26 protein-coding genes are annotated in these 20,640 nt (G+C 61.5%); 21 read left to right on the top strand and 5 right to left on the bottom strand.

From position 1 onward, the window contains the following. The first annotated feature begins 33 nt into the window (after window positions 1–33). The 18 genes from HFGMBDPB_RS23520 (at window position 34) to HFGMBDPB_RS23435 (ending at window position 14,445) form a co-directional block, all read left to right on the top strand. Window positions 34–996: a hypothetical protein gene (locus HFGMBDPB_RS23520; protein WP_212646392.1), complete on the top strand. Its 963-nt coding sequence runs from the start codon at window positions 34–36 to the stop codon at window positions 994–996. A gap of 12 nt (window positions 997–1,008) precedes the next feature. After that, the gene (locus HFGMBDPB_RS23515) at window positions 1,009–1,980 is read left to right on the top strand and encodes an SU10 major capsid protein (protein ID WP_212646391.1); all 972 of its coding nucleotides are present in this window, start codon (window positions 1,009–1,011) and stop codon (window positions 1,978–1,980) included. 52 nt (window positions 1,981–2,032) lie between these two features. After that, window positions 2,033–2,347 carry a hypothetical protein gene (locus tag HFGMBDPB_RS23510; RefSeq protein WP_212646390.1) on the top strand — a complete coding sequence of 105 codons (315 nt, stop codon included), beginning with the start codon at window positions 2,033–2,035 and terminating at the stop codon, window positions 2,345–2,347. Continuing rightward, window positions 2,344–2,922: a phage adaptor protein gene (locus HFGMBDPB_RS23505; RefSeq protein WP_212646389.1), complete on the top strand. Its 579-nt coding sequence runs from the start codon at window positions 2,344–2,346 to the stop codon at window positions 2,920–2,922. The genes HFGMBDPB_RS23510 and HFGMBDPB_RS23505 overlap by 4 nt, the downstream gene beginning before the upstream one ends. After that, window positions 2,919–3,932 carry a hypothetical protein gene (locus tag HFGMBDPB_RS23500; protein WP_212646388.1) on the top strand — a complete coding sequence of 338 codons (1,014 nt, stop codon included), beginning with the start codon at window positions 2,919–2,921 and terminating at the stop codon, window positions 3,930–3,932. Before HFGMBDPB_RS23505 ends, HFGMBDPB_RS23500 begins: the two co-directional genes overlap by 4 nt. After that, window positions 3,929–4,744 carry a glycine-rich domain-containing protein gene (locus HFGMBDPB_RS29975; RefSeq protein ID WP_349305394.1) on the top strand — a complete coding sequence of 272 codons (816 nt, stop codon included), beginning with the start codon at window positions 3,929–3,931 and terminating at the stop codon, window positions 4,742–4,744. Before HFGMBDPB_RS23500 ends, HFGMBDPB_RS29975 begins: the two co-directional genes overlap by 4 nt. Beyond that, window positions 4,741–4,995, top strand: coding sequence for a hypothetical protein (locus HFGMBDPB_RS23495; RefSeq protein ID WP_212646387.1), 255 nt, complete (start codon window positions 4,741–4,743; stop codon window positions 4,993–4,995). Before HFGMBDPB_RS29975 ends, HFGMBDPB_RS23495 begins: the two co-directional genes overlap by 4 nt. Further along, window positions 4,985–6,523 carry a hypothetical protein gene (locus tag HFGMBDPB_RS23490; RefSeq protein WP_212646386.1) on the top strand — a complete coding sequence of 513 codons (1,539 nt, stop codon included), beginning with the start codon at window positions 4,985–4,987 and terminating at the stop codon, window positions 6,521–6,523. The genes HFGMBDPB_RS23495 and HFGMBDPB_RS23490 overlap by 11 nt, the downstream gene beginning before the upstream one ends. Continuing rightward, entirely contained in the window at window positions 6,523–6,759 is a 237-nt protein-coding gene (locus HFGMBDPB_RS23485) for a hypothetical protein (RefSeq protein ID WP_212646385.1), read from the top strand. Before HFGMBDPB_RS23490 ends, HFGMBDPB_RS23485 begins: the two co-directional genes overlap by 1 nt. An 8-nt stretch (window positions 6,760–6,767) precedes the next feature. Beyond that, on the top strand, window positions 6,768–7,841 hold the full coding sequence (locus tag HFGMBDPB_RS23480; protein WP_212646384.1) for a hypothetical protein: 1,074 nt from the start codon (window positions 6,768–6,770) through the stop codon (window positions 7,839–7,841). After that, the gene (locus HFGMBDPB_RS23475) at window positions 7,842–8,198 is read left to right on the top strand and encodes a hypothetical protein (protein WP_212646383.1); all 357 of its coding nucleotides are present in this window, start codon (window positions 7,842–7,844) and stop codon (window positions 8,196–8,198) included. It begins immediately after the preceding gene. A gap of 1 nt (window position 8,199) precedes the next feature. Further along, window positions 8,200–9,036, top strand: coding sequence for a hypothetical protein (locus tag HFGMBDPB_RS23465; protein ID WP_249343652.1), 837 nt, complete (start codon window positions 8,200–8,202; stop codon window positions 9,034–9,036). Continuing rightward, window positions 9,036–10,319 (top strand): hypothetical protein, encoded by a 1,284-nt coding sequence (locus HFGMBDPB_RS23460; protein WP_212646380.1) that lies wholly within the window; start codon window positions 9,036–9,038, stop codon window positions 10,317–10,319. Before HFGMBDPB_RS23465 ends, HFGMBDPB_RS23460 begins: the two co-directional genes overlap by 1 nt. Beyond that, window positions 10,319–12,547 (top strand): hypothetical protein, encoded by a 2,229-nt coding sequence (locus HFGMBDPB_RS23455; protein ID WP_212646379.1) that lies wholly within the window; start codon window positions 10,319–10,321, stop codon window positions 12,545–12,547. The genes HFGMBDPB_RS23460 and HFGMBDPB_RS23455 overlap by 1 nt, the downstream gene beginning before the upstream one ends. Before the next feature lie 146 nt (window positions 12,548–12,693). Continuing rightward, the gene (locus HFGMBDPB_RS23450; protein WP_212646378.1) at window positions 12,694–13,116 is read left to right on the top strand and encodes a hypothetical protein; all 423 of its coding nucleotides are present in this window, start codon (window positions 12,694–12,696) and stop codon (window positions 13,114–13,116) included. 68 nt (window positions 13,117–13,184) lie between these two features. Further along, on the top strand, window positions 13,185–13,502 hold the full coding sequence (locus HFGMBDPB_RS23445; protein WP_212646377.1) for a hypothetical protein: 318 nt from the start codon (window positions 13,185–13,187) through the stop codon (window positions 13,500–13,502). Beyond that, complete coding sequence (locus HFGMBDPB_RS23440; protein ID WP_212646376.1) at window positions 13,499–14,005, top strand: glycoside hydrolase family 108 protein; 507 nt, start codon at window positions 13,499–13,501, stop codon at window positions 14,003–14,005. The genes HFGMBDPB_RS23445 and HFGMBDPB_RS23440 overlap by 4 nt, the downstream gene beginning before the upstream one ends. Continuing rightward, complete coding sequence (locus HFGMBDPB_RS23435; protein WP_212646375.1) at window positions 14,002–14,445, top strand: holin family protein; 444 nt, start codon at window positions 14,002–14,004, stop codon at window positions 14,443–14,445. The genes HFGMBDPB_RS23440 and HFGMBDPB_RS23435 overlap by 4 nt, the downstream gene beginning before the upstream one ends. A gap of 295 nt (window positions 14,446–14,740) precedes the next feature. On the opposite strand, the gene HFGMBDPB_RS23430 is transcribed toward HFGMBDPB_RS23435, so the two are convergent. The 4 genes from HFGMBDPB_RS23430 to HFGMBDPB_RS23415 all read right to left on the bottom strand — a co-directional run bounded on the left by HFGMBDPB_RS23430 (window position 14,741) and on the right by HFGMBDPB_RS23415 (window position 16,501). After that, complete coding sequence (locus tag HFGMBDPB_RS23430; RefSeq protein ID WP_016450095.1) at window positions 14,741–15,022, bottom strand: H-NS histone family protein; 282 nt, start codon at window positions 15,020–15,022, stop codon at window positions 14,741–14,743. A 140-nt stretch (window positions 15,023–15,162) separates the two neighbouring features. Next, window positions 15,163–15,717 (bottom strand): hypothetical protein, encoded by a 555-nt coding sequence (locus HFGMBDPB_RS29835; RefSeq protein WP_239009492.1) that lies wholly within the window; start codon window positions 15,715–15,717, stop codon window positions 15,163–15,165. Further along, window positions 15,675–16,025, bottom strand: a complete 351-nt coding sequence (locus tag HFGMBDPB_RS23420) for a four-helix bundle copper-binding protein (protein ID WP_016450093.1) — start codon at window positions 16,023–16,025, stop codon at window positions 15,675–15,677. Before HFGMBDPB_RS23420 ends, HFGMBDPB_RS29835 begins: the two co-directional genes overlap by 43 nt. 119 nt (window positions 16,026–16,144) lie before the next feature. After that, on the bottom strand, window positions 16,145–16,501 hold the full coding sequence (locus HFGMBDPB_RS23415) for a PRC-barrel domain-containing protein (protein ID WP_016450092.1): 357 nt from the start codon (window positions 16,499–16,501) through the stop codon (window positions 16,145–16,147). A gap of 401 nt (window positions 16,502–16,902) precedes the next feature. On the opposite strand from HFGMBDPB_RS23415, the gene HFGMBDPB_RS23410 reads away from it, so the two are divergent. Both HFGMBDPB_RS23410 and HFGMBDPB_RS23405 read left to right on the top strand, forming a co-directional pair. Next, window positions 16,903–17,283 (top strand): hypothetical protein, encoded by a 381-nt coding sequence (locus HFGMBDPB_RS23410; protein WP_016450091.1) that lies wholly within the window; start codon window positions 16,903–16,905, stop codon window positions 17,281–17,283. A gap of 99 nt (window positions 17,284–17,382) precedes the next feature. Continuing rightward, window positions 17,383–17,733, top strand: a complete 351-nt coding sequence (locus tag HFGMBDPB_RS23405) for a DUF1304 domain-containing protein (protein ID WP_017407778.1) — start codon at window positions 17,383–17,385, stop codon at window positions 17,731–17,733. A gap of 97 nt (window positions 17,734–17,830) precedes the next feature. Here the strand turns inward: HFGMBDPB_RS23405 and pdxA are convergent, their stop codons facing one another. Next, on the bottom strand, window positions 17,831–19,564 hold the full coding sequence (gene pdxA / locus HFGMBDPB_RS23400) for a 4-hydroxythreonine-4-phosphate dehydrogenase PdxA (protein ID WP_212646374.1): 1,734 nt from the start codon (window positions 19,562–19,564) through the stop codon (window positions 17,831–17,833). Between the two features lie 138 nt (window positions 19,565–19,702). Here pdxA and HFGMBDPB_RS23395 point away from each other — a divergent pair, with 138 nt between their 5' ends. Next, complete coding sequence (locus HFGMBDPB_RS23395; protein WP_212646373.1) at window positions 19,703–20,635, top strand: LysR family transcriptional regulator; 933 nt, start codon at window positions 19,703–19,705, stop codon at window positions 20,633–20,635. The last annotated feature ends 5 nt before the right edge of the window (window positions 20,636–20,640 follow it).

Here is a 20,640-nt window from a genome sequence, read left to right as displayed (position 1 = left end):
CCTCGGGTGGCTTTTTTGTTTTAGGAGCATCAAATGGACGGACAAGCCGATCAGGCCCCGATCTCTAACGATGATCTGGCTGCCTTCTTGCTCGACAACCCGGAAGCAGACCGGGCCGAGAATCAAGAGGAACAACAGCCAAACGCTGAGCCCCCCGATGAGGACAAGGACGAAGCGGAAACCACAGGCGACAGCCCGGATGATGGCGGCGAAGAGCCTGCCGAGGAGCCCGATCCGACAAGCAGTCGTAAATTCAAAGTCACCGTCAAGGGCGAAGACGGTGCGGACCTCGTGCAAGAGGTTGACGAAAAAGAACTCGTGGCGGGCTACCAGCGTCACTCCGACTACACGCGGAAGATGCAGGGCCTGTCGCAGCGAGAAGAGCAGGCGGCAGAGATTGTGCGTACACGGGTGACCGAGGCGCAAAACCACTACGTCCAGCAAGCGCAAATGGCACAGGCGCTTGTGGCCCGGCTCGCTGGGTTGAGGTCTCCCGAGGAAATGTTGGCACTGTCGCACAGCGATCCAGCTGCTTACGTGGCCGAACAGGCTCGCACGCAGCAGATCCAGGGCGTCATCGCACAACTGCAAAACCAGTGGCAGCAGGAGCAATTCCAGCAGCAGCAGGCTCAGCAGGCAGAAATGCAGAAGAGCTTCGCGCGTTGCTGGGGCGTGATCGGCCAAAAAGGCATTGATCGCCCCAAGCTGCAGCACATCTTCGAGACGTTCTCGAAGGAATACGGCGTGTCGCAGGACCGGTTCTCTACCCTGAACGACCCGGCTGTCGTGCTGGCCATGGCTGATGCAGTGGCATACCGGGAGCTACTCAAGAAACGCGATGAGGTGAAGAAAAAGGCTGAGGGCGCCCCTCGCCTGCCTCAGAAGAACGGCGTGCCCCGCAACGAGTCGATGGACAAGCGACGCGTTGATCGGCTGCGTAGTGGCAAGGGATCGCAAGGCGACCTGGCCGCATTCATTGCACAACACAATCTGTAAGGAGCTGCCAAGATGGCCGTCCCAACCAACACCTACACCCGCTACACGGCGGCAAACAACGTCCGCGAAGACCTCGCCGACTTCATTTCGCGACAGGACCCCGAGAGCACGCCTATCGTGTCTGGCGCCGGCCGTGGCAAGGCCACCAACACGCTGCACGAGTGGTCGCGTGACGCCCTGCGCGCCCCCAACGCGGACAACGCGGCACTGGACGGCGACGACGCTGCCGCCTCGGCTAAGACGCCCCCCCAGCGCGTCGGCAACATCTGCCAAATCTTCCAGGACACCGTGTTCATCTCGGGCCGCGTGGAAGCTGTGGACAAGGCCGGCAAGAAGTCCGAAATGGCTTACCAGAAGGCCAAGATGTACAAGGAGCTGCAGCGCGACATCGAGAAGATGGTGGTGTCGAACAACCCCGCTGTGGTGGGTTCTGGCGCCGTCGCGGCCAAGTCTGGGGGCCTGGGTGTTCTGCTGTACACCAACGCCAACCACGGCGCAGGTGGCTCGACTGTGGCCCACACGTCCGGGGCCCCCACGACGGCGCCGACTGCTGGCACTGCGCGCGCTCTGACGGAGACCATCTACAAGACGACGCTGCAGACCACATACACCACGGCCGGCAAGATCCCTCGTGATGTGTTCTTCTCGCCTGCCCACAAGGTCGTGGCATCCAGCTTCGTCGGTATCGCGCAGATCCGCCATGAGGCCAAGGGCGAGAGCCAGGGCACCATCGTGGGCGGCGCCGACGTGTACGTCTCCGACTTCGGCGCGGTCAACCACATGCCGCACTACATGATGGCTGGCGGCACGAACGTGTACGGCCTGGCCCTGTCCGAGCTGGACACTGTGTATCTGCGCTCGTTCCAGAGCAAGCCGCTGGGCCGCACTGGCGACAGCGACAAGGAACAGATCCTGGTTGACGCCACTCTGCGCGTGAAGGCCGAGAAGGCCAACTTCAAGATCGCCGACCTGTCTGGCGGCTGATCCATCCAACTGAGCACAGAGGCCCTTCGGGGCCTTTTTCTTTGGAGTGAACATGAGCTTCGGCCACTTCCAGATTGATGAGGGCGTGAACCCAAATACCGGCGTTCGGACCATCTACCACTTCGAGGGCGATCAAGTTGTGGTGCAGAAGGTATACGACGCTGAGCCCTACATCCTGCGCGCTAAAGAGATGCGAGCCCGCAATGAGGGCAAGCGCTGGGGCGAAGGCAAGGAGGTCGGGGTTCTTCCCCCGTGGGTTTCGCACAAGATCACCGCCATCGAAGACGAGGCAGAGCGCACCAAGGCCACAAAAGCCTTTTTCCGCGAGAACCCCGTTTTCCTGGCCTACGACGCCTTCCTGCAATGAACTACGGCCAACTCAAAGCGGCCATGACGGCCTACACGCATAGGTCGGATGCGGCAGCCATGGCGGATTCGTTCTTACCGATTGCTGAACAGCGCATCTACTTCGGTGAGGCCAATTCGCCCGCGATCCGCGTGTCCTCGATGCTTTCCACGGTCACGATGGCTGATGGCATCAGGCCTGCGGGCTTTCTGGAGGCCAAGAAGGTGTTTGAGCTGGACACGCCATGGATGCCGCTCGAGTTTCGACCGATGGAGTTCATGGATCACGAGTGCCGTGCGTTCTCGTGGGATGGCGAAACCATGGTCCTTTCTCGCGATATGGCATTCCCGCTCCAGCTGACCTACTACGGACAGTTTGCGACGCCTGCATTGGATACGGATACGAATCCAATCCTCACCAAATTCCCGAACGTCTACCTCACGTCCATGCTCGTTGAGTTCGCACGCTGGTCGCGCGATGACGAGATGCTGGTGCGTGAGGCGGGCAACTATGCAAGCGCTGTTTCATCTGCGCAATCTGCTGATCAACGAGCCCAGCACTCTGGCTCCATGCTTGTGATGAGGCCCAGGCCATGACAGTTGAAAACGCACAGTTCATCAATCAGCTCAATACGGCTTGGCCGTTGTCCTCGGACATGGTGAGCGAGGGTGATGACCACATCCGGGTCTCAAAGCTGGCCTCAAAACAAAGCTTCCCGAATGTGGGCGGCGCAGTCAGTGCGTCGCATATCGAACTGTCCTATGTCACGGGCGTCACATCGTCGATACAGGCCCAGATCAACACTAAGGGTGCTATAGCTGGGCAGACATGGTCTGGCACCCACATCTTTCCGAACACAACGACGGTAGGCCCACTCACACCGACCATTCAAGGCTATCTATCGACCGCCACAAGTGACATTCAGGTCCAGATCAACGGCAAGGGCGCGATATCCGGTCAGACGTGGAGTGGCGGACAAAACTTCACCGGCGCGACCGTAACTGTCCCGACCCGTTTGACGGGTGACAACACGCAGAACGCCGCTTCGACGGCTTTTGTGCAAGCTACTGCTACTGCGTTGGACAACGACGTGCAGACTAGGCTGGATGCCAAGGGGAATATCGCTGGCCAGGTTTGGCAGAACGCCCATGACTTCCGGCCTGGTTCCTTGCTTGCGCCAACGCGCGTGACAGGAGATGCAACTGAAAATGTTGCCACAACGGCATTTGTTGCAGCCGCTGCACTTGCCACGGCCCTCCCAGGACAAACGGGGAACGCGCGGAAGTTTGTCACGACAGATGGCACAAATGCATCCTGGGCGTATCCGTTTCCTTCTTATTTGGCCGTCTCTGGGACTTCTGCAACTGCCACTCTAGGTTCTTTGCATGGCCTGCAAAATGCATCTGCCACAACTTTGACGCTTCCAGCATCTCCGGCAAATGGAGATATTGTTGGGATACGCGCAGAGAACCTCAGGATTGATAACGTTATAAACAGAAACGGAAATCTTCTGATGGGTCTCGCTGAAAACATGACCATCGACAACCCATATTTCCCAATAGTTCTCCAGTTCCAAACTGGATATGGCTGGAGGCTTGTGGCATGAGCGTACTTACTCAATTCATTGGTGGCGGCGGCAAAGTGCGTTATCAGGAATTTCTCGCGTCTGGCGTTTTCACGCCATCCGCTCAACTTGTTTCTAAAGGCGGGGTTGTTTATGTCGTCGCTCGTGGCGGTGGCGGCGGTGGCGGCGGCGCACAGTCCAGTGGCGGATCTGGCGGCGGTGGCGGGGGGGGCGAGTACTTCGAGGGCTACGTGACCGTGCCGAGCACATCCAGCATCAGCGTGACCGTTGGCAACGGCGGTGCAGGTGGTGCATCTGGCGCTGTGGGCTCGGATGGCGGAGCGACATCGTTCGGGGCTCTGCTTTCAGTGCTTGGCGGTGGCGGAGGGGGCTTCGGCGTGTCAACTGCGGCCGGGGGGGGCGCGGGCCGCCCTGGCGCCTCTGGCGGCGGGGGGGGCGGCAGTGCAAATGGCAATCAAGGCCCTGGCGGCGGTGGCGGCGGCGCAGCATCTGCCGGGATGCCGACGAACGTATCGGGAGGGGGTATTGGAGGGGCTGGCTCTAAAGGAGGGTCTGGCGCTTACGGTTCCGTCCTAAATACTGGCATCAACTTTGGTTCGAATGGCGGCATCGGAATCAATGGCAACTGCGGCGGCGGTGGCGGCGGCGGAAACAATGCGGTGCTACAGGGTTATGGCTCAAGCGGCGGAGGAAACGGAGCAGCCGCAGGTACTGCCGCTACTGCAGGGCGGGCGAATTCTGGCGGTGGCGGCGGCGGTGCATCTGGGGTTACTGGAGCACAAGTTGGCGCCGCTGGGGGCACGGGCTATCTCATTGTTATCTGGAGCGAATGATGCTCTCATGTGCGCAAATTGATGGGGCAGCAACCCCCGAAATCGTGGTCAACATGATCGTTGTCAGGGAAGAGGACTACGACTGGCTCAGTGACATTTGGGACTCGCTGTGGCCAGGTCAATATCTGGCGCTTGCGGACGATTTGGTGCCTGATGATGGATATATTGGACCGGTCTGGATTAATTGGCTGAAACAGCCAAACGGGAAATGGATCCCCCCAGATGAATCAGGGGCGATTGATGCCAAATAAAACCTTTGCAGATATCGGCAAGGTCGGCATAGTCAAGGATGTCCAGCCTCAGGAAATACCGATAACAGCCTGGTCGGATGGCGCAAACATCCGCTTCAGGGATGGCGGCGTTGAGCGAATGAAGGGCGAGTTGAAGGTTTTCGACACGCCGACGACGATCCCATACTGGCTGCAGCCGTACTATCAAGGCGGAAAGCGCTACTGGATACATGCTGGTCTCAGTGCGGTGTTCGCAGACGATGGTGTTTTGCGTACGCCGATAACTCCGAGCCCGGCGCCATCTGGCGCTGTTGACGACCGGTGGACTGGCGGCGTGCTCAACGGAGTGCTGATTGCCAACAACGGCAAGGATGTGCCGTGGTACTGGGGTGGAACTGGCGTGCTCACAGTCCTGCCAGGATGGCCGGCGACGATGCGAGCCATGAGTGTGCGGCCCTTCAAAAACTTCCTGGTGGCACTCAGTGTTCTCAAAGGTGCGAACCGCTTTAGCCAAATGGTGAAGTGGAGCGACGCAGCAGTGCCGGGAGCGGTCCCCCAAAGCTGGGATGAGACGGACAAAACAAAACTGGCAGGTGAACTGGATTTGGCCGAGGAGCCGTCCTTGCTGGTGGATCAGTTGCCGCTTGGTGATGTGAACATCATCTACAAAGAGAACAGCATGTATGCGATGCGCGCGACTGGCGGATCGGATGTGTTCTCTTTCCAGCGGCTTCCCGGAGCGGTCGGCGCGTTGGCTCGCGGGTGCATGGCTCAGACACCGATGGGCCACGTAGTGTTGACGCATGGCGATGTGATCTTGCACTCTGGCCAAGGCCCTCAGTCGATCATCAGCGGGAAGATGCGGGCATGGCTGTTTCGGCAAATCGACAGCGTGAACCGCTCACGCGCTTTTGTCGTGGCAAACCCCCCCTTCAAGGAAGTTTGGATTTGCTTCCCAGAGCTTGGTAAAGAGTCGTGCACCCTGGCATGTGTCTGGAACTGGGAAGAAAACACATGGTCGATCCGAAGCCTGCGCAATGTCACGTGCGGGGCTATTGGGCAACTTGATCCTGGCACTACTAACACGTGGGAGTCGCAGAACTACGCATGGGCAGATGCCGCCCAGGCCTGGAACGAGGACCCCTTATCCCCAGCCCAGGAGCGCCTGCTATTGGGTTCAACAGCCCCGATCATCAACGCTGTTGAGATTACAGGGACCATCAATGGTACTGCGTATACGAGCGTGGTCGAGAGGACTGGAATAGCGCTTGATGGGCCTGACAAGGTGAAGACTGTGCGTGGTCTAAGGTTCCGCGCGCAAGGCGCTCAAGGAACGCGAATTCAGGTAGAAATCGGTGGTCAGATGAGCGTAGAGGATCAGGTCCAGTGGTCCCCTGCCGTAACTCACACGATAGGCAGCAATCCATACGGGCAGATCGATTCTTTTGCTAACGGGAGATTCATTGCTTTGCGTATCACATCGCTTGACAACCAGCCGTGGCGCTTCCAGTCCTATGACTGGGACTATGCGATCACTGGGAGATATTGATGTACGTGCCCCGCAATGTCCCATCCAACCCGGCAGAGTTGCCGGGCTTTTTGCAGCAAGAGCTACTCAACCTGCAGATGGCGTTGAATGACTATCTAAGGCTGCAGGAGCTGCACAAGGAGCCGGCAAAGATCAGCGTGGGGATGGTGGTCTTGGCGGACGGTGTTGACTGGAACCCCGGTAGTGGCAGCGGCTACTACGGCTACCGCGCAGGCGGGTGGAAATTTCTCGGATAGGAGCAAAGATGCCTCTCTACAAATACCCTGACGGATCTACCGGATCGACGCCCTATCAGCTTGGCGCGGATGGCCAATACATGCGACAAGGCTCAGGCCTTGTAGAGGGGACATGGCAATCGGGCCAACCCGGCTCCGGCTATACCGCCGCGCAGATGTCTTCGATCATGGGAGGTCCTGCGGCCCCGAATGCATTTGCGAACTCTGGCTTTGGTCAACCAACGCAGCCCTCGTTCGGCGGGACGGTGCCAGGCGCCGGCAATGGCTCTGGTGACGGCTTCACGGTGTCGAACGGACAGACTCCTGGATCTTCTGTGGGCGGTGGACAGCAGGGAGGTACTCCCTACTATGCCCAATCCACAAATCCATACCTGCAGCAGCAGGGCAATGCGATGTTGAAGCAGTTGACCGACAACTTCAAGACGAATGTGATGCCGGGCATCTCGTCGCAAGCTGTTGCGTCAGGTGGATATGGTGGTTCTCGCCAGGGCGTCATTGAGGCCAACGCTATGAACGACCTGAACGCACAGGGCGGCAGTGCGCTGGCGAATCTGTATGGCAATGCGTTCGGGCAGCAGTTGCAGTACGACCTGGGCCGCAGGAACAACGATCTCGGGAATCTGCAAGCCAACCAGAACTACAACCTGGGCATGGGCAATTTGGGTCTCGGCTACTACAACGCGGGGAACAACTACAACCTGGGGCAAGGAAATCTGGGGCTGGGATACGCCAACCTGGACCGCAACATCAACAACGACAACAACCAGTGGGCGCTGCAGGGTGCAAACTTGTCCAACAGCGTGTGGAACCAGTTAATGGGCAACAACCAGACTGGCATCAGCGCTGGCACGAACATCCAGAACAACCCGCTCAACTACCTGAACCAATTCGGCAACCTGTTCAACGGTATCGGCTCCGGGTTCGGCACTTCCACTGGCACAACGAACGTGAACGGCAACCCTCTGCTGGGTGCGCTGGGTGGTGCACAGCTGGGCGGCCAGATCGGCAATCTGTGGGGCGGCGGCCTGAAGTCGGGTGGCGGTGGGATCATGGACCAGCTCGGCGGCCTGGGGGTGTTCTAAGTGCACTTCCTGCCAAGCACCATCCCCGACGAGGCGGCTGCTGCCCTGGCGCCCGCATTGCTCAGGACGCACACAGACACCGTCGAGATGTGGCTGGAACGCTGTCGTGCCGACCTCGCTCAGCTATGGGAGCACCAGGGCTACTGGGCGATCAGTGAAGTCATCGACGGCAAGACGTGCCGCGTGCTGCACCTGGTGGCGAGTGCGGGCGTATTCAACAATGAGCTGGTGGACGAGATGGAGGCATGGGGCCGGTCCATTGGGTGCAAGAAAGTGGTTGCTGAGGTGAGGCGGGGCATGACCCGTCGCCGCCCCGGCTATCGGATCAAATCAGTTTCAGTAGAAAAGGACCTCTGACATGCCAGATGCAATTGGATCAATCGGCGGCGCATTGGTTGGCGGCCTGTTCGGCGACAGTGGTGGCGGCCAATCTCAGACCCAGACGCGCGAACCATGGGGGCCAGCTCAGCAAGGTCTGAAAGACGTACTCAATGACGCGACGAAGCTGCGCGAGTACTACAAGCAGAACCCACTGAACCAGTTGCAGCAGACAGGCTATCAGAACCTGTTTGGTGACCTGGACAACTACCGCCAGAGCATTGCGCCATCGAACATGGCACTTGCTAATCGGCTGATGAATAGCAACTACCAACGCGCGCCTGCTGGCTCGGAGATGGGTGGATACCTGCAGCCCGAGCGGAACATGGGCGCCGGAACGTACACCTACGGCGCAGCACCAGCGCCGGGAGGCATGGGGCAATCGGCGGGTGCTGGACAGGGCGGCGCTCTTGCTGGGCTACTCGGCCAGGCTGGACAAGCTCAGACGCCACTTATGCAGGGCGGCGGCCTGTTGGGTGGTGGCGGATTTGCAGGCGCTTTGGGAAGTGGCGGCGTGATGGCAGGCCAAGGCCAGGACATGGCGCAAGGGCAGGGTGTGGCCCAGGGCATGCAGTCGGCCGGCATCCGTCCTAGCCCGCTCATCCCCACAATGATGACGAACCCAGGCACGAACTATGGGCAGATCGACTTCGGAGCACTGAACCCATGGACCAGCGGGGCAATCCCTGAGCCCAAGGGGCCTGAGACAAACACGGGCAATCTGAACGATGACGAGTTGGAGTTCCTGCGCCGACAGTACGCTCAGGACAAGTTCCGGCGCGATCAGTACGGTGATTTCGGCGGTGGAGGTGCGTGATGGCTGGACTACTCGATTTCCTGAGCAGCCCTGAGTCTCAGTTGGGCCTGGGTCTGCTGGCTGCGGCTGGCTCTGGTCAACGCTTCGGGCCAGGCCTGTTGGGTGCTGTGCAAAGCGTGCGCGCACAACAGATGGAAGACATGAAGCGTGGCCTGCTGCAGTCTCAAGTCGATGAGAACAAGGCCCAGGCTGCACAACGCCAAATGGCAGTGGACATGGCTCGTCGTGAAGGCGAACTTGCGCAGAAGTTCTACCAGCCCGCCCAGGCCGCCATGCCTCCCCTGATGGGGGACTCTGCATCCGGTATCTTGCCCAGCCAAGGCCGCGCCGCAACGCCTGGTAGCTTCGATATGCAGGGGTATGCCAACGCGATGATGGGCGTGAATCCAAAGCGCGGTATGGAGCTTCTGGCTGCGATGCAGAAAGAGATTCCTGTGGACAAGATCGACCCAACCAAGTTCACACCCGCATCTCTGGCGAAGTTCGCGCAGAGCCGCAACTATGGGGATCTGGTCCCGCGCAGCAAACTTGAGTTTGTGAACGATATCGCTGTTGATCCATACGATCCTGCGAACATCAACCGCTCCATCCCGAATCCGAACAAGCCGTTCCAAGTGGATGCACAGGGCAATGCAGTGCCCAACAAGGCGTATCAGAACTACGAGATCAGCAAGGCTGCAGCAGGCGCGGCACGCACCAGCAACAACATCAGCGTCAACACGGAGAAGTCGTTCCTGAACGAGATCGCAAAGGGCGCCGGAAGTCAACTTGATGCATCTCTGGCTGGCGCCAAAGGAGCACAATCAACGATTAACACCCTGAATAACCTTGATGCAGCGATCAATAGTGGGAAGGTGATGGCCGGTCCGTTGACTGCTCCAGCGCAGGTTTTGATGCAGGTAGGGACGCAACTTGGCCTGGGCGGGAAAAGCTCCAGGGAAACCTTGGAGAAAACCCGAGCAGCCATGCAAGCGATGGCTCAGTTGGAGCTGGACGCTGCAAGCCAAATGAAGGGACAGGGCCAGATCACGGAGAGTGAACGCGCAATTCTGCGCAAAGCGGCTTCTGGTGACATCAGCATGTCCATCGATGAAATCAAGACGCTCTCTCAAGTCGCTCGCAAGACCTCAGAGAACCGCATCCGCCAGCACAACCAGAACGTTGCGCCGTTGCTCAGCAACCCCAATGCTTCTGCCTTGGCGCCGTTCCTCACCGTCCCATCTCCTGAGGCCGCGCAAGCTCCCGCAGGCGGTGGTGTTGTTGACTTTTCGAGCCTCAAATAATGGATGTACGTCTGCCGGATGGCACCATCATCAGCAATGTCCCAGACGGCACGACAAAGGCCGACTTGGTCACGAAACTGCAGAAGAACGGTATGGCTGTGCCTGCTGAATGGCTGCAGCAGAGCGCGCCTGCTGCGCCCGCACAACCTGTGCAGGAAGTAGGCCAAGCGGTAAACCGAGGCATCTCCGGCATACCGCGGCAAATCGGGTTGACGGGGCGCTATGGTCTTGAGGGCGCGGCCAATGCGCTGCAGGTCTTTACCGAGCCGGTGGCTGGTTTGATGCGGGCCGCTGGCATCAAGACTGCTCCATTGGGAGAGGTGGCAACTAGCTTGGCAGACGCGGTGGGGCTGCCTAAGCCGGAGGGCTCGCTTGAACGGGTGGTTGGTGACGCCTCCCGCCTTCTGGCAGGCGCTGCAACGGGTGGCGGCGCATTGAGCGCTACTGGGGGCCTGCTTGGGAAGGCTGGTTCTGCACTTTCGCCTAACGCGGCTGGCTACACAGGATGGGCGCGCGATGCAATGACAGCCGCAAAGCCAGCTCTTGCTGAGGCAGGGCGTCTGACTATGCCTGCTGCTACATCAGCTATTGGCGCTGGCGGGCTCTCCAGCCTGTCGCGCGAGGGCGGCGGGGATGAGTTGCAGCAAGCATCAGCCGGCCTTGTTGGCGGCCTGGTCGGTGGCTCTATCCCATCTGTTGCACGCGGAGCTGCTGCATTGGGCCGTCGTTTGGCGCCGGTCTCCATGACGCCTCAGCAGTTGGACGCGCAGATCAATGTCATCTTTGAGCGGGCCGGCGGCGACTATTCCACAGTCCCAGAAAAGGCGCGCCAGGCGCTAAGGACCGAGCTTGCCAAGTCTCTACAGGCTGGGAAAGAGGTGCGCCCTGATGCTGTGCGCCGTTTCGCTGACTTTGAAGCCTTGGGCGCAACGCCAACGCGTGGCATGGTCACATTGGACCCTGTACAAATCACGCGAGAAATGAACCTCGCCAAAATGGGGGCCAACAGTGGCAATCAGGAGTTGCAAGGTCTGGCTCAAATCCAGAACCAGAACAATGCCCGGCTTATCCAGGCGCTCAACGAACAGGGGGCCGGTCGTGGCGATCTGAACCGTGCTGGAGAACAGATCGCATCGTCCATTCTTGGCCGCCGCGACAGTCTCCGTTCTGCCGAACAAGCAGCATGGGATGCCGCGAAATCCTCGCCTGGCTACCGTCAGCCGATCTCGCCCAAGGTGATCAGCGACATCAACCAGACGCTAGGTGAAGAAGGATTAATGCCCTTCATGAACCCAACGATTTCCCAATACATGGGAGCGTTTCAGCAAGGCAAGCAACCGTTCACACCACAGGACTACCGCAACCTGCAGTCCATGCTTTCGCGCGAAATCGCTAGGGGCGGCAATGAGGGCGCTGCAGCCAGCGCGGCCGCGCGTGTTCTGAGCCGGTCCGAAGTACAACCTATCACCAACCCGGGAGGTATTGATTTCGGAAACACGGTACTCACTGGCGACATGGCCCAGCGCCTGCGCGCGATGGACGCGGCTCCAGGAGCGGCGATCGATGCGGTGAACCGTGCCAGAGGTGCGACGCGGGCTGCCTATGCCTACGAGGACTCATCGCCACTAGTGCGGGATGCACTGGCTGGCAGTAAATCATCGGATCCCGCCAATCTTGCTCAGCGGTATGTAGTCAACGGGACAACCACGCAAGCCAAGATGCTTGCCAAAGAGGTTGGCCCAGAAGGCGTGCCTGTTATCAGAGATGCCATAGTCTCGCATTTGCGAGACAAGGCCTTGGGCGCTGGCACAGCAGATGAAACTGGGAAGTTCAGTGGCGCAGCTTACAACCGAGCCCTGAAGGCAATCGGCGATGGGAAGCTTTCTCAGTTCTTCTCGACAGATGAGATTGAGTCTTTGAAGCGTATCGGTCGAGTCGCCTCTTACACACAGGCCCAGCCAGTCGGTAGCGCCGTGAACAACAGCAATTCTGGCGCCCTGGTGCTTGGGCGCGGGGCCGATCTTCTTGGCGGGTTCGCCAACAAGCTTCCTTTTGGAGAAGAGGTGATCACGACCCCCTTGAGGAATTTCAACGTGATGCTTAGCCAAGGGAATGCGCAAAACATCCAGCGCGGTCTTCTTGCGCCGGTAGAGCGCGATCCTATGCTCCGTGGCCTACTTACGCCAGCTGCTGCCTATTCAGGCGGCCTACTTGCGCCCCCTCCATGAGCTGATGATGGCCATGATGATCAGGGCGCCAAACCAACCGATAGCGCCTGGTGAGTAGCCGCTATCTCTGATCATCTGATTGATGGTCTCACGCAAATTTTCCATAGTCCTATGCCCGCCTTGAGCGGGCTTTTTGTTGAGAAAACATGGCAGGTGAATACGACCCCACAAGCGGCATGAGCCCGCTTGAATTGCTCGTTGCTGGCATTGGCCAGGGCATGAACAACACCAAGTCTGGGATACAGCAGTCGCTGGGTCAACTGTCGAAGCAGGACATTCGTGATCTGCGCGATCTCGACTCGCCGCTGCTGTCTACCGGTATGGGGCGCGCGGGCTCAGTTCTGGGTAGCACGTTGAGCATGGTCCCCGTCGCATTCGCACCTGGCGCAAACACATTGGCCGGTGCTGGCCTCCTGGGCGCCGGGATGGGGCTCCTGCAGCCCAGCGGGTCCACTGATGAGACCCTGCGCAATGCGGCGGTGTTCGGGCTGCTCGGCCCGGCTAGCCAACTCTCCGGGCGTGCGCTTGGCGGCCTTCTTTCGATGCCGGGCAAAGCCGCCGCTTACTAGCTTGGCGATCAGCAACAGTCCGAGCGCTGCAAATGGCACGAGGAAATAGGACAGATAGGACCACACAGATGAGAACCTCCCTAGAGCCGTCTGGGCCGGCGCAGCGAATCATTGAACTGAAGCTCCCGCTTCCTTACTTGCTTTCTGTGCTGGGCACGATCTCCATGCTGATCGTGACGATGTACTTCAAGGGCGAGAAAGCAGCGGAAGAGATCGTGGCCCTGCGCGGCGACATCCGGGAGTTGCGCGCAGAACTCAAGGTGAAGGACACCACGACCAATGGCCTTTCAGGCGCGCTGACGCTCCTGCAGTTCCGCCTAGAGACTGCTGAGTCCGACATCCGCGTCCTGAAGCAGAGCGACCCCATCCCAAGGAAGACCAAATGAGCGAGTTCCTACCAGCATTCGAGGCCATGATCGTGAATGAGGGCGGCTACAAGCTGACCAACGTGTCCGGCGACAGGGGTGGCATGACCTATGCTGGCATCGCGCGCAATCGCTGGCCGAACTGGAGCGGATGGGATGCCGTCGATGCTGGTGGCCGGCCTGCTGCTGACGCGGTGCGCGCCTTCTACAAGCAAAACTTCTGGGATGTGATGCGGCTGGATGACGTGTCGTCCCAGGTGATTGCGCGGCACCTGTTCGATTTCGGGGTGAATGCCGGAACGGGCACGGCTGTGAAGATTGCCCAGGTGGTGGCTGGAGTCACGCCCGATGGGGCAGTTGGGCCGCTCACCCTGGCGGCGCTCAACATGTCAGACCCCGAGCTTTTCAGCGCGCGGTACACCATTGCCAAGATGGCCCGCTACCGCGACATCGTGACGCGCGACAGGAGCCAGAGCAAGTTCCTGCTGGGCTGGCTGAACCGTACTCTCAAGGAGGCAGCATGAATCCGTTGATCCTGGGGGGCATTGTGGATGCCATCGGCAAGATCGCCGACGACCTTTTCACGTCCGACAAAGAACGGCTTGACGCGCAGATCGAACTACAAAAGGTCAGCATCGAGGCGGCCAAGATCGACGCCAGCCTGGCGACGGGCCAAATGGAGGTCAACAAGGCCGAGGCCACGAATGCAAGCCTGTTCGTCGCTGGCTGGCGCCCTGCCATCGGCTGGGTTGGCGCTGCTGCACTCTTCTACCAATACCTGATCTATCCGTTCTTGGTTTGGGCCTGGGCGCTGATGCAAGCCAAGGGTTGGGTCCCGGTGACGATGAACGCCCCTCCAATGCTGGAGGCTGAGGCACTGTGGGTGATCCTGTCCGGCATGCTGGGCATTGCAAGTCTGCGCACGGTCGAGAAAGTCAAATCTGCAGGGGCGTCCAAGGGGTGAAGGTGGTGGGGGGATTTTTGACACAGACCCCGCACAGGCTTCACAGAATGCGGCTGCCGCACCTGCCACACCCCATGTAGATCAACAACTTGCGGCATCTGCAAGGACTGCGTACAAAACTCGAAATCAGGCGTACGTGCGAACGTACCGAGGGTTCGAATCCCTCCCTCTCCGCCAGAAACATGAAACCCAGTGCTATGTGAATAGCACTGGGTTTTTCTGTTTCCGGCATTGCCTGGCGAGAGTCCGGGCGATTGGGGCCGCCATAAAAAATGCCCGCGTTGGCGGGCCATGCTCAGATCTCGAGGGCCTTGCGGTCCTTGCCTTCGATCCAGCGCGGCGGCTTGCCCCGTCCCGTCCAGGTGGCTCCGGTGGCGGGGTCCCGGTATTTCGGCACGCCAATGTTGGCGGACTTGGATTTGCGGGCGCTGAAGATGTCGTCGTGGGTCAATCCGAACTCATGGACGAGTTCTCGGACCTTGGCGATGACTCCGCCTTTCTCCGCCTTCAGCGTTTCGGCAATCCGTGCCTCAAGCTCGCTCTTTTGCTTGAGCAGGGTTTTGTAATCTGCTGTCATATGTTCCTCATGGATAGTGTGCTACACAATGACGCATTTTATGGAGACAGGGTCGATGTCGCATGTGGGACATCGTCGGTGTTTGCACCTAGGTTTTTCAATATTCCGCCATTGTTCGGGATTGAGCGCGAGGCCTTTGTCTACGCCTCGACAAACTCCCGGTGGCTGCTGAAGTGCAGGATTTCGGAATCCTGCGCTCCGCCCTGTCTTTGAATGACGATGGTGCCATTGGCATGCAGATAGATGCGGATGCCCGGCGTGGTCTCCGAATCCCAGTAGCAGGGGCTTTTGTCGAGGTTTTTCCAGCCGTGCTCTGCGCACAGCGTGCGCTGGCGCATGCTGTTGAGCAATTGCCTGCGCGCGCCTGCGCCTTCGCAGATGCGCATCCACAGCAGCAGGAGCATGTCGTGCGCTTCCTGGCGGGATGAGCAGGGAGGCATGTGCTTCAACTGGCCCAGGAGGGTAAGGAACCGCTGTTCTATGCTGATGTTCAGTGCCATGCCCATCTCCTTTGTGCGTGGATATGCATCAAAGTGTAGGCAGCGCCGAAGGCTGCCGATATAGGGCGGATGACGACAGCGCCGGTGGCTTTTTTTCCTGCCGGTTTGCAGGATGGGCGCCTGGCCGGCTGTCGTGACAAAGGCCAGCGGCGTCAGTGCGATTGCATGCCCATGAGATTGCAGGACATGGCGCATTGCTGGCAGGCTGCCGCGCAGGTCTGGCAATGGTCGTGGGAATGCTTGCCGCATTCGTCGGCGCAGGCCTGGCAGATCCGGGCGCACAGGCGGCAGATGTCTGAGACATGCGGACTTTGGCGCGCCATTGAGGCCACGGCCAGTTCGCAGACCTGCGCGCATTCAAGATCCTGGGCAATGCAGGCGGCCATCATCTGGACGTCTGTTTCCTTCAGGCAGGCGGCGGCACAGGTATTGCAGGCAATGATGCAGGCCTGGCAGGCATCCATGCAGGCCTTGTAGTCGATGGCCGGTGGGGTGGTATTCATGGGAGTTCTCCTGGAATGAGGGAGTGAAGTCGCGCAAGGCGTTCTTCCTTGGCCAGCTATCCGCACCAAAGAAAACGCCCCGCGAACGGGGCTGTGTCAAAGACCGCAAGGGTCGGGATTTACAGGTAGGGCACGCCGTAGTAATCGTTCACGCGGCGTCCATATTCATCGGTGTAGGCCGGTGCCGTGTCGCGCTCATAGCGGGGCGCGTTGTCCAGCTGCTCGCGCGTGAGCGACACCACGTAGCCGTTCATGTCGGGCTCGTACTTGAGGGATTCCCAGGGCAGCGGATAGCGGTCCGTGCCGATGCCCAGAAAGCCGCCGAATTCCATGACGGCGTAGCGCACCTTGCCGGACAGCTTGTCGATCATCAGCGTGTCTATGCTGCCCAGCTTGTCGCCCGCGGGGTTGTAGACATTGGTGCCGCTGACGGTTTCGGAAGAAATGACGCTCGATACGGTGTTGGGTGTGACCATGAGGCTCTCCATTGAGTGGGTTGGTGCTGGCACGCCGACGCTGTGCATCTGGCGGCTGGGCGATGCGGCATGGGAAAAGGCGCGGGAGGCGGCCCCTTCAAAGCCCGTGCATCGCCTAGCGAAGTCGAAGCCTGTGTGCTTCTGGGTTCCAGCTTAGGACCGCAATGAAGTGCTCCGGGTAGTCGGTGCGCCGCGACCGGCGTAGGAGGGTCCTTGGGCGCCGGAGGCCAGGTCCTACGAGCCCTTGTAGTCATGGTCTGCGCAGCTGCGGCCCTTTGCTGACGCGGCAGCGCAGCCTGGGCCGGCGTCGGTCTGGCGGGCACAGGCGTACAACGAAAACTGCAAGAGGGATGCAGCGGATGCAGTCCCGCGTCCACGGTCCATCCCCGAAGGAGATTCCCATGAATGCAAGCAACAAGCCATCCATCCCGCCGGTGTCTGCAGATGCGGTGGAGGACGAAGACCTGGCCGAACAGGCACGACCGGGCCACGGCGTACCTTCCCAGGACCCCGAGGCAGCTGCCCAGTACCAGCTGTCGCCGCAGGATGCGCAGCGCGAGTCACGCTCGGTGTTCATCGGCGGCGGCGTACTGGCCGGAGCCGCTGCCGGCGCTGCCGCCGGTGCGGTCATTGCAGGCCCGGTGGGCGTGGTGGTGGGCGGCACGGTAGGCAGCGTGGCCGGTGCGCTGGGCGGTGCGGCCGCAGGTGCCGTGGCGCCGGCAGAGAGTGCGCAAAAGCCAGTGGAAAAGCCCGTGCCACCCGGCAGCAAGTCTTCCGGGTGATACGGGCAGGCCGTTGCAGGCCATGTGTGGCGCGGCGGGCATGGACGGCGGCGGATGCATCCCGTATACAGGGGCCTGTCCACTTTCCTATCCACCCAGATGGCCAACGTTCTCATAGGCATCGTCGCCGCAATCCATGTCTACATCCTCGTGCTGGAGATGTTTCTCTGGGACCGGCCGGCTGGCAGGAAGGCCTTTGGGCTGACGCCGGAATTTGCGCAGCAGACCAGGACGCTGGCCGCCAACCAGGGGCTTTACAACGGCTTTCTCGCCGCAGGGCTGATCTGGGGGCTGGCGCAGGGCGCCGACGGCCTGGCGTTCAAGTACTTTTTTCTCCTGTGCGTGCTGGTGGCAGGCCTGTATGGCGCCGCCACGGCCAGCCGCAAGATCCTCTGGGTGCAGGCCGTGCCGGCCGCCGTTTCGCTGCTGGCCCTGTACCTGGGGCTGTGAGAACGCCCGGGCACCGGTGGGCGAAACCGCTGCAGCTGCTGCTGGACCGTGGCCCCGGCGTGCGAGGCGCGGGCCGGCATAGCCGACATGGCCGGCGTCAGCCCATCAGCGCCTGTATGGCCTGCAATTGCGCCGCCAGCCCGGGCCGCGCGGCCGGAAAAGTCTCCTCGAAGGCGGCAGTGCCTATCGTGAAGCCCGCTGCGCCGCCGGCCAGCACGGCCGCGATGCGTTCACTGCGATCAATGGAGCCGGCCACGACCACGGGTTTGTCCACCGCATCGCAGACGGCCTTGATCAAGGCCGGCACATCGCCGTGGAAGCGGTAGGCCAGCAGGTCCAGGCCATGCACGCCGTCCAGCCCCGCCATGCGGCGGGCGCTGGCCACAATGTCCTGTACCGGGCCTGAAAGCACGCTCGGATGCCCGCTCACCTTGCCGGGAAACGGGTAGTACGCAATGCCGCTGCCGCGCAGCACGGGCAGCACCGCCTCGGGCCGTGTGCCACCCATGAGCACGTCCACCCCGATGTCGACCGCCGCGCGGGCCGAGGCCACTTCGCTGGCCTCGTCCAGGCTGACAACCTCCAGATAGACCCTGGCGCCGCCCGCCCGGATGTCCCGGGCCAGGGCATGCAGCTCGGGCAGGGGCAGGCCGATGTCCTTGAAGCCCACATGGCGAACGCCCTGGGCCAGCACCTCGCGCAGCCGCTCGCGCGCATCGGCAATGGTCCTGTCCTGCTGTGTGAGCATGAAGATGAAGTCCGGGCGCTGCGTTCGTGCGCTGGCACCGGTACGGGTGGCCTGCACCATGGCTGCCGCCTGGCGCAGCGCGCAGGCCAGGCTGGCGTGGTCGGCGCGGCCCGTGCCCGCGATGTCGAAGGCCGTGCCATGGTCCACCGAGGTGCGCACAAAGGGCAGGCCCACGGTGATGTTCACGCCTTGCTCCACACCCAGGTATTTCACGGGAATCAGCCCCTGGTCATGGAACTGGGCGACCACCACGTCGAACTCGCCCCGGCGCGCCCGCATGAAGACCGTGTCGCCGGGCCAGGGGCCGCTGGCGTCGATGCCTTCGGCGCGCGCGGCGGCAATGGCGGGGATGATCACCGAGCGGTCCTCGTCCCCGAACAGACCGTTTTCACCGGCATGCGGATTGAGCCCTGCCACGGCCACCCGGGGCCGGGGGATGCCGAACGCGCGGCAGGCCTGGTGCGCGAGGCGAATGGCGCGCAGCTCGTTGTCCATGGTCACGGAGGCGATGGCCTGCTGCAGCGGCACATGGATGGAGACCAGCAGCACCCGCAGCTCATCATTGGCGAGCATCATGGCGAAGTCGCGTGTGCCGGAACGCTCGGCCAGCATCTCGGTATGGCCCGGATGCGGGCAGCCTGCCGCGCGCAGCGCTTCCTTGTGGATGGGGGCGGTCACCAGGCCCGAGACGTCGCCAGCCAGGGCCAGGTCGATGCCGCGCTGGATATAGGCATGGCAGGCCGCGCCGGCGCGTGCATCGACGCAGCCCCAGGGCAGGTCCGGCGGCAGGTCCTCGCCGGCCTGCAGCACGAAGAGCGTGGCGGGCGGTACCAGGGCAGGGACCTGGGCCGGTGTCTCGATGGCCCGGATCTGCGGATGGACGCCCAGCCCATCGGCCGCCCGCTGCAGCCGGGCGATGTCGCCGATGACGAGAAACGGCGTGCAGGGCCGCGCAGGGTCCATTGCCAGCTTGACGATGATCTCGGGCCCGATGCCCAATGGATCGCCCATGGTGATGGCCAGGGGCGCGCTGGCCGGGGTGCTGGCCGAGGGGTTGGCGGAGTTGGGGCTGGAGTGCTTCATGGTTCTTGCTGAAACCTCAATCGATGGGCTTACTTTGCATGAAGATGCTCCAGTAATAAATCGATATAGACTCATCATTCAATTGAGCAATGTTCAACTGAAAGTCCGCTGTTCCACCTGTCTAGAGCCGCCATTGCCATGCCCGCACCCGTCCACATGCCACCGCTGTCTGCCCTGCGCGCCTTCGAGGCCACGGTGCGCCATGGCAGTGTCTCCAAGGCCGCGCGCGAGCTGCACCTGACCGATGGCGCCGTGAGCCGTGCCGTGCGCGACATGGAGGAGGCGCTGGGCTTTGCGCTGTTCCAGCGCAGCAACCGCAGCATCATTGCCACGCCCACGGCCCGCGTGCTGGCCGAGGAGGTGGCCCTGGCGCTGGAGCGCCTGCGCGGCGCGCTGGGCCGCGCGCGGCAGGCGGCAGGGCCGGACCGGCCGCTGGTGCTGTCGTGCGAGCCCACGTTTTTGATGCGCTGGCTGATTCCGCGTCTGGGTGGTTTGCAGGAAGCGATCGGCACGCAGCGCGAGCTGCGCCTGGTATCGGCCGGCGGCTCCGTGCCATTTGCGCGCGAGGGCATTGATCTGGCCATACGCCGCGCGGATTTCGACATGGGCGCCGATGTGGTGGCCGAGCCCTTTCTGCAAGAGCGCGTGGGGCCCGTCTGCAGGCCCGCGCTTGCCAAGGCGCTGGCACGCTCAGGGCCGCTGGGCGGGGTGCTGCTGCATACGCAGTCGCGGCCGGACGCATGGCGGCATTGGAGCGAACTGACCGGCGTGCCGCTGCGGGCCGGTCGCGAGGTGCGCTTCGAGCATTTCTACCTGAGCCTGCAGGCCGCCGTGGCCGGGGCCGGCGTCGCCATCGGCCCGCTGGCACTGGTGGCCGATGACCTGGCCAGCGGCACGCTGTGCGCGCCGCGCGGCTTCGTGGCCGATGGCTCGCACTACGTGCTCATGTCGCCCCGGCCGGTGCTGGACGAGGCCAGCTTCGCCCTGGTGCTGGACTGGCTGCGCGCGCAGACCTTGCCGCTGGGCCTGGCGCATGCACAGGCACATGCACAGGCCCCGGCGGCCGGCTGAGCGTC

Origin of the sequence: Delftia sp. PE138, from assembly GCF_018320755.1 — a bacterium.
Classification (GTDB): domain Bacteria; phylum Pseudomonadota; class Gammaproteobacteria; order Burkholderiales; family Burkholderiaceae_C; genus Comamonas; species Comamonas tsuruhatensis.
The sequence above is the reverse complement of the archived record's forward strand: the minus strand, read 5'-3'. Positions and strand labels throughout refer to the sequence as shown.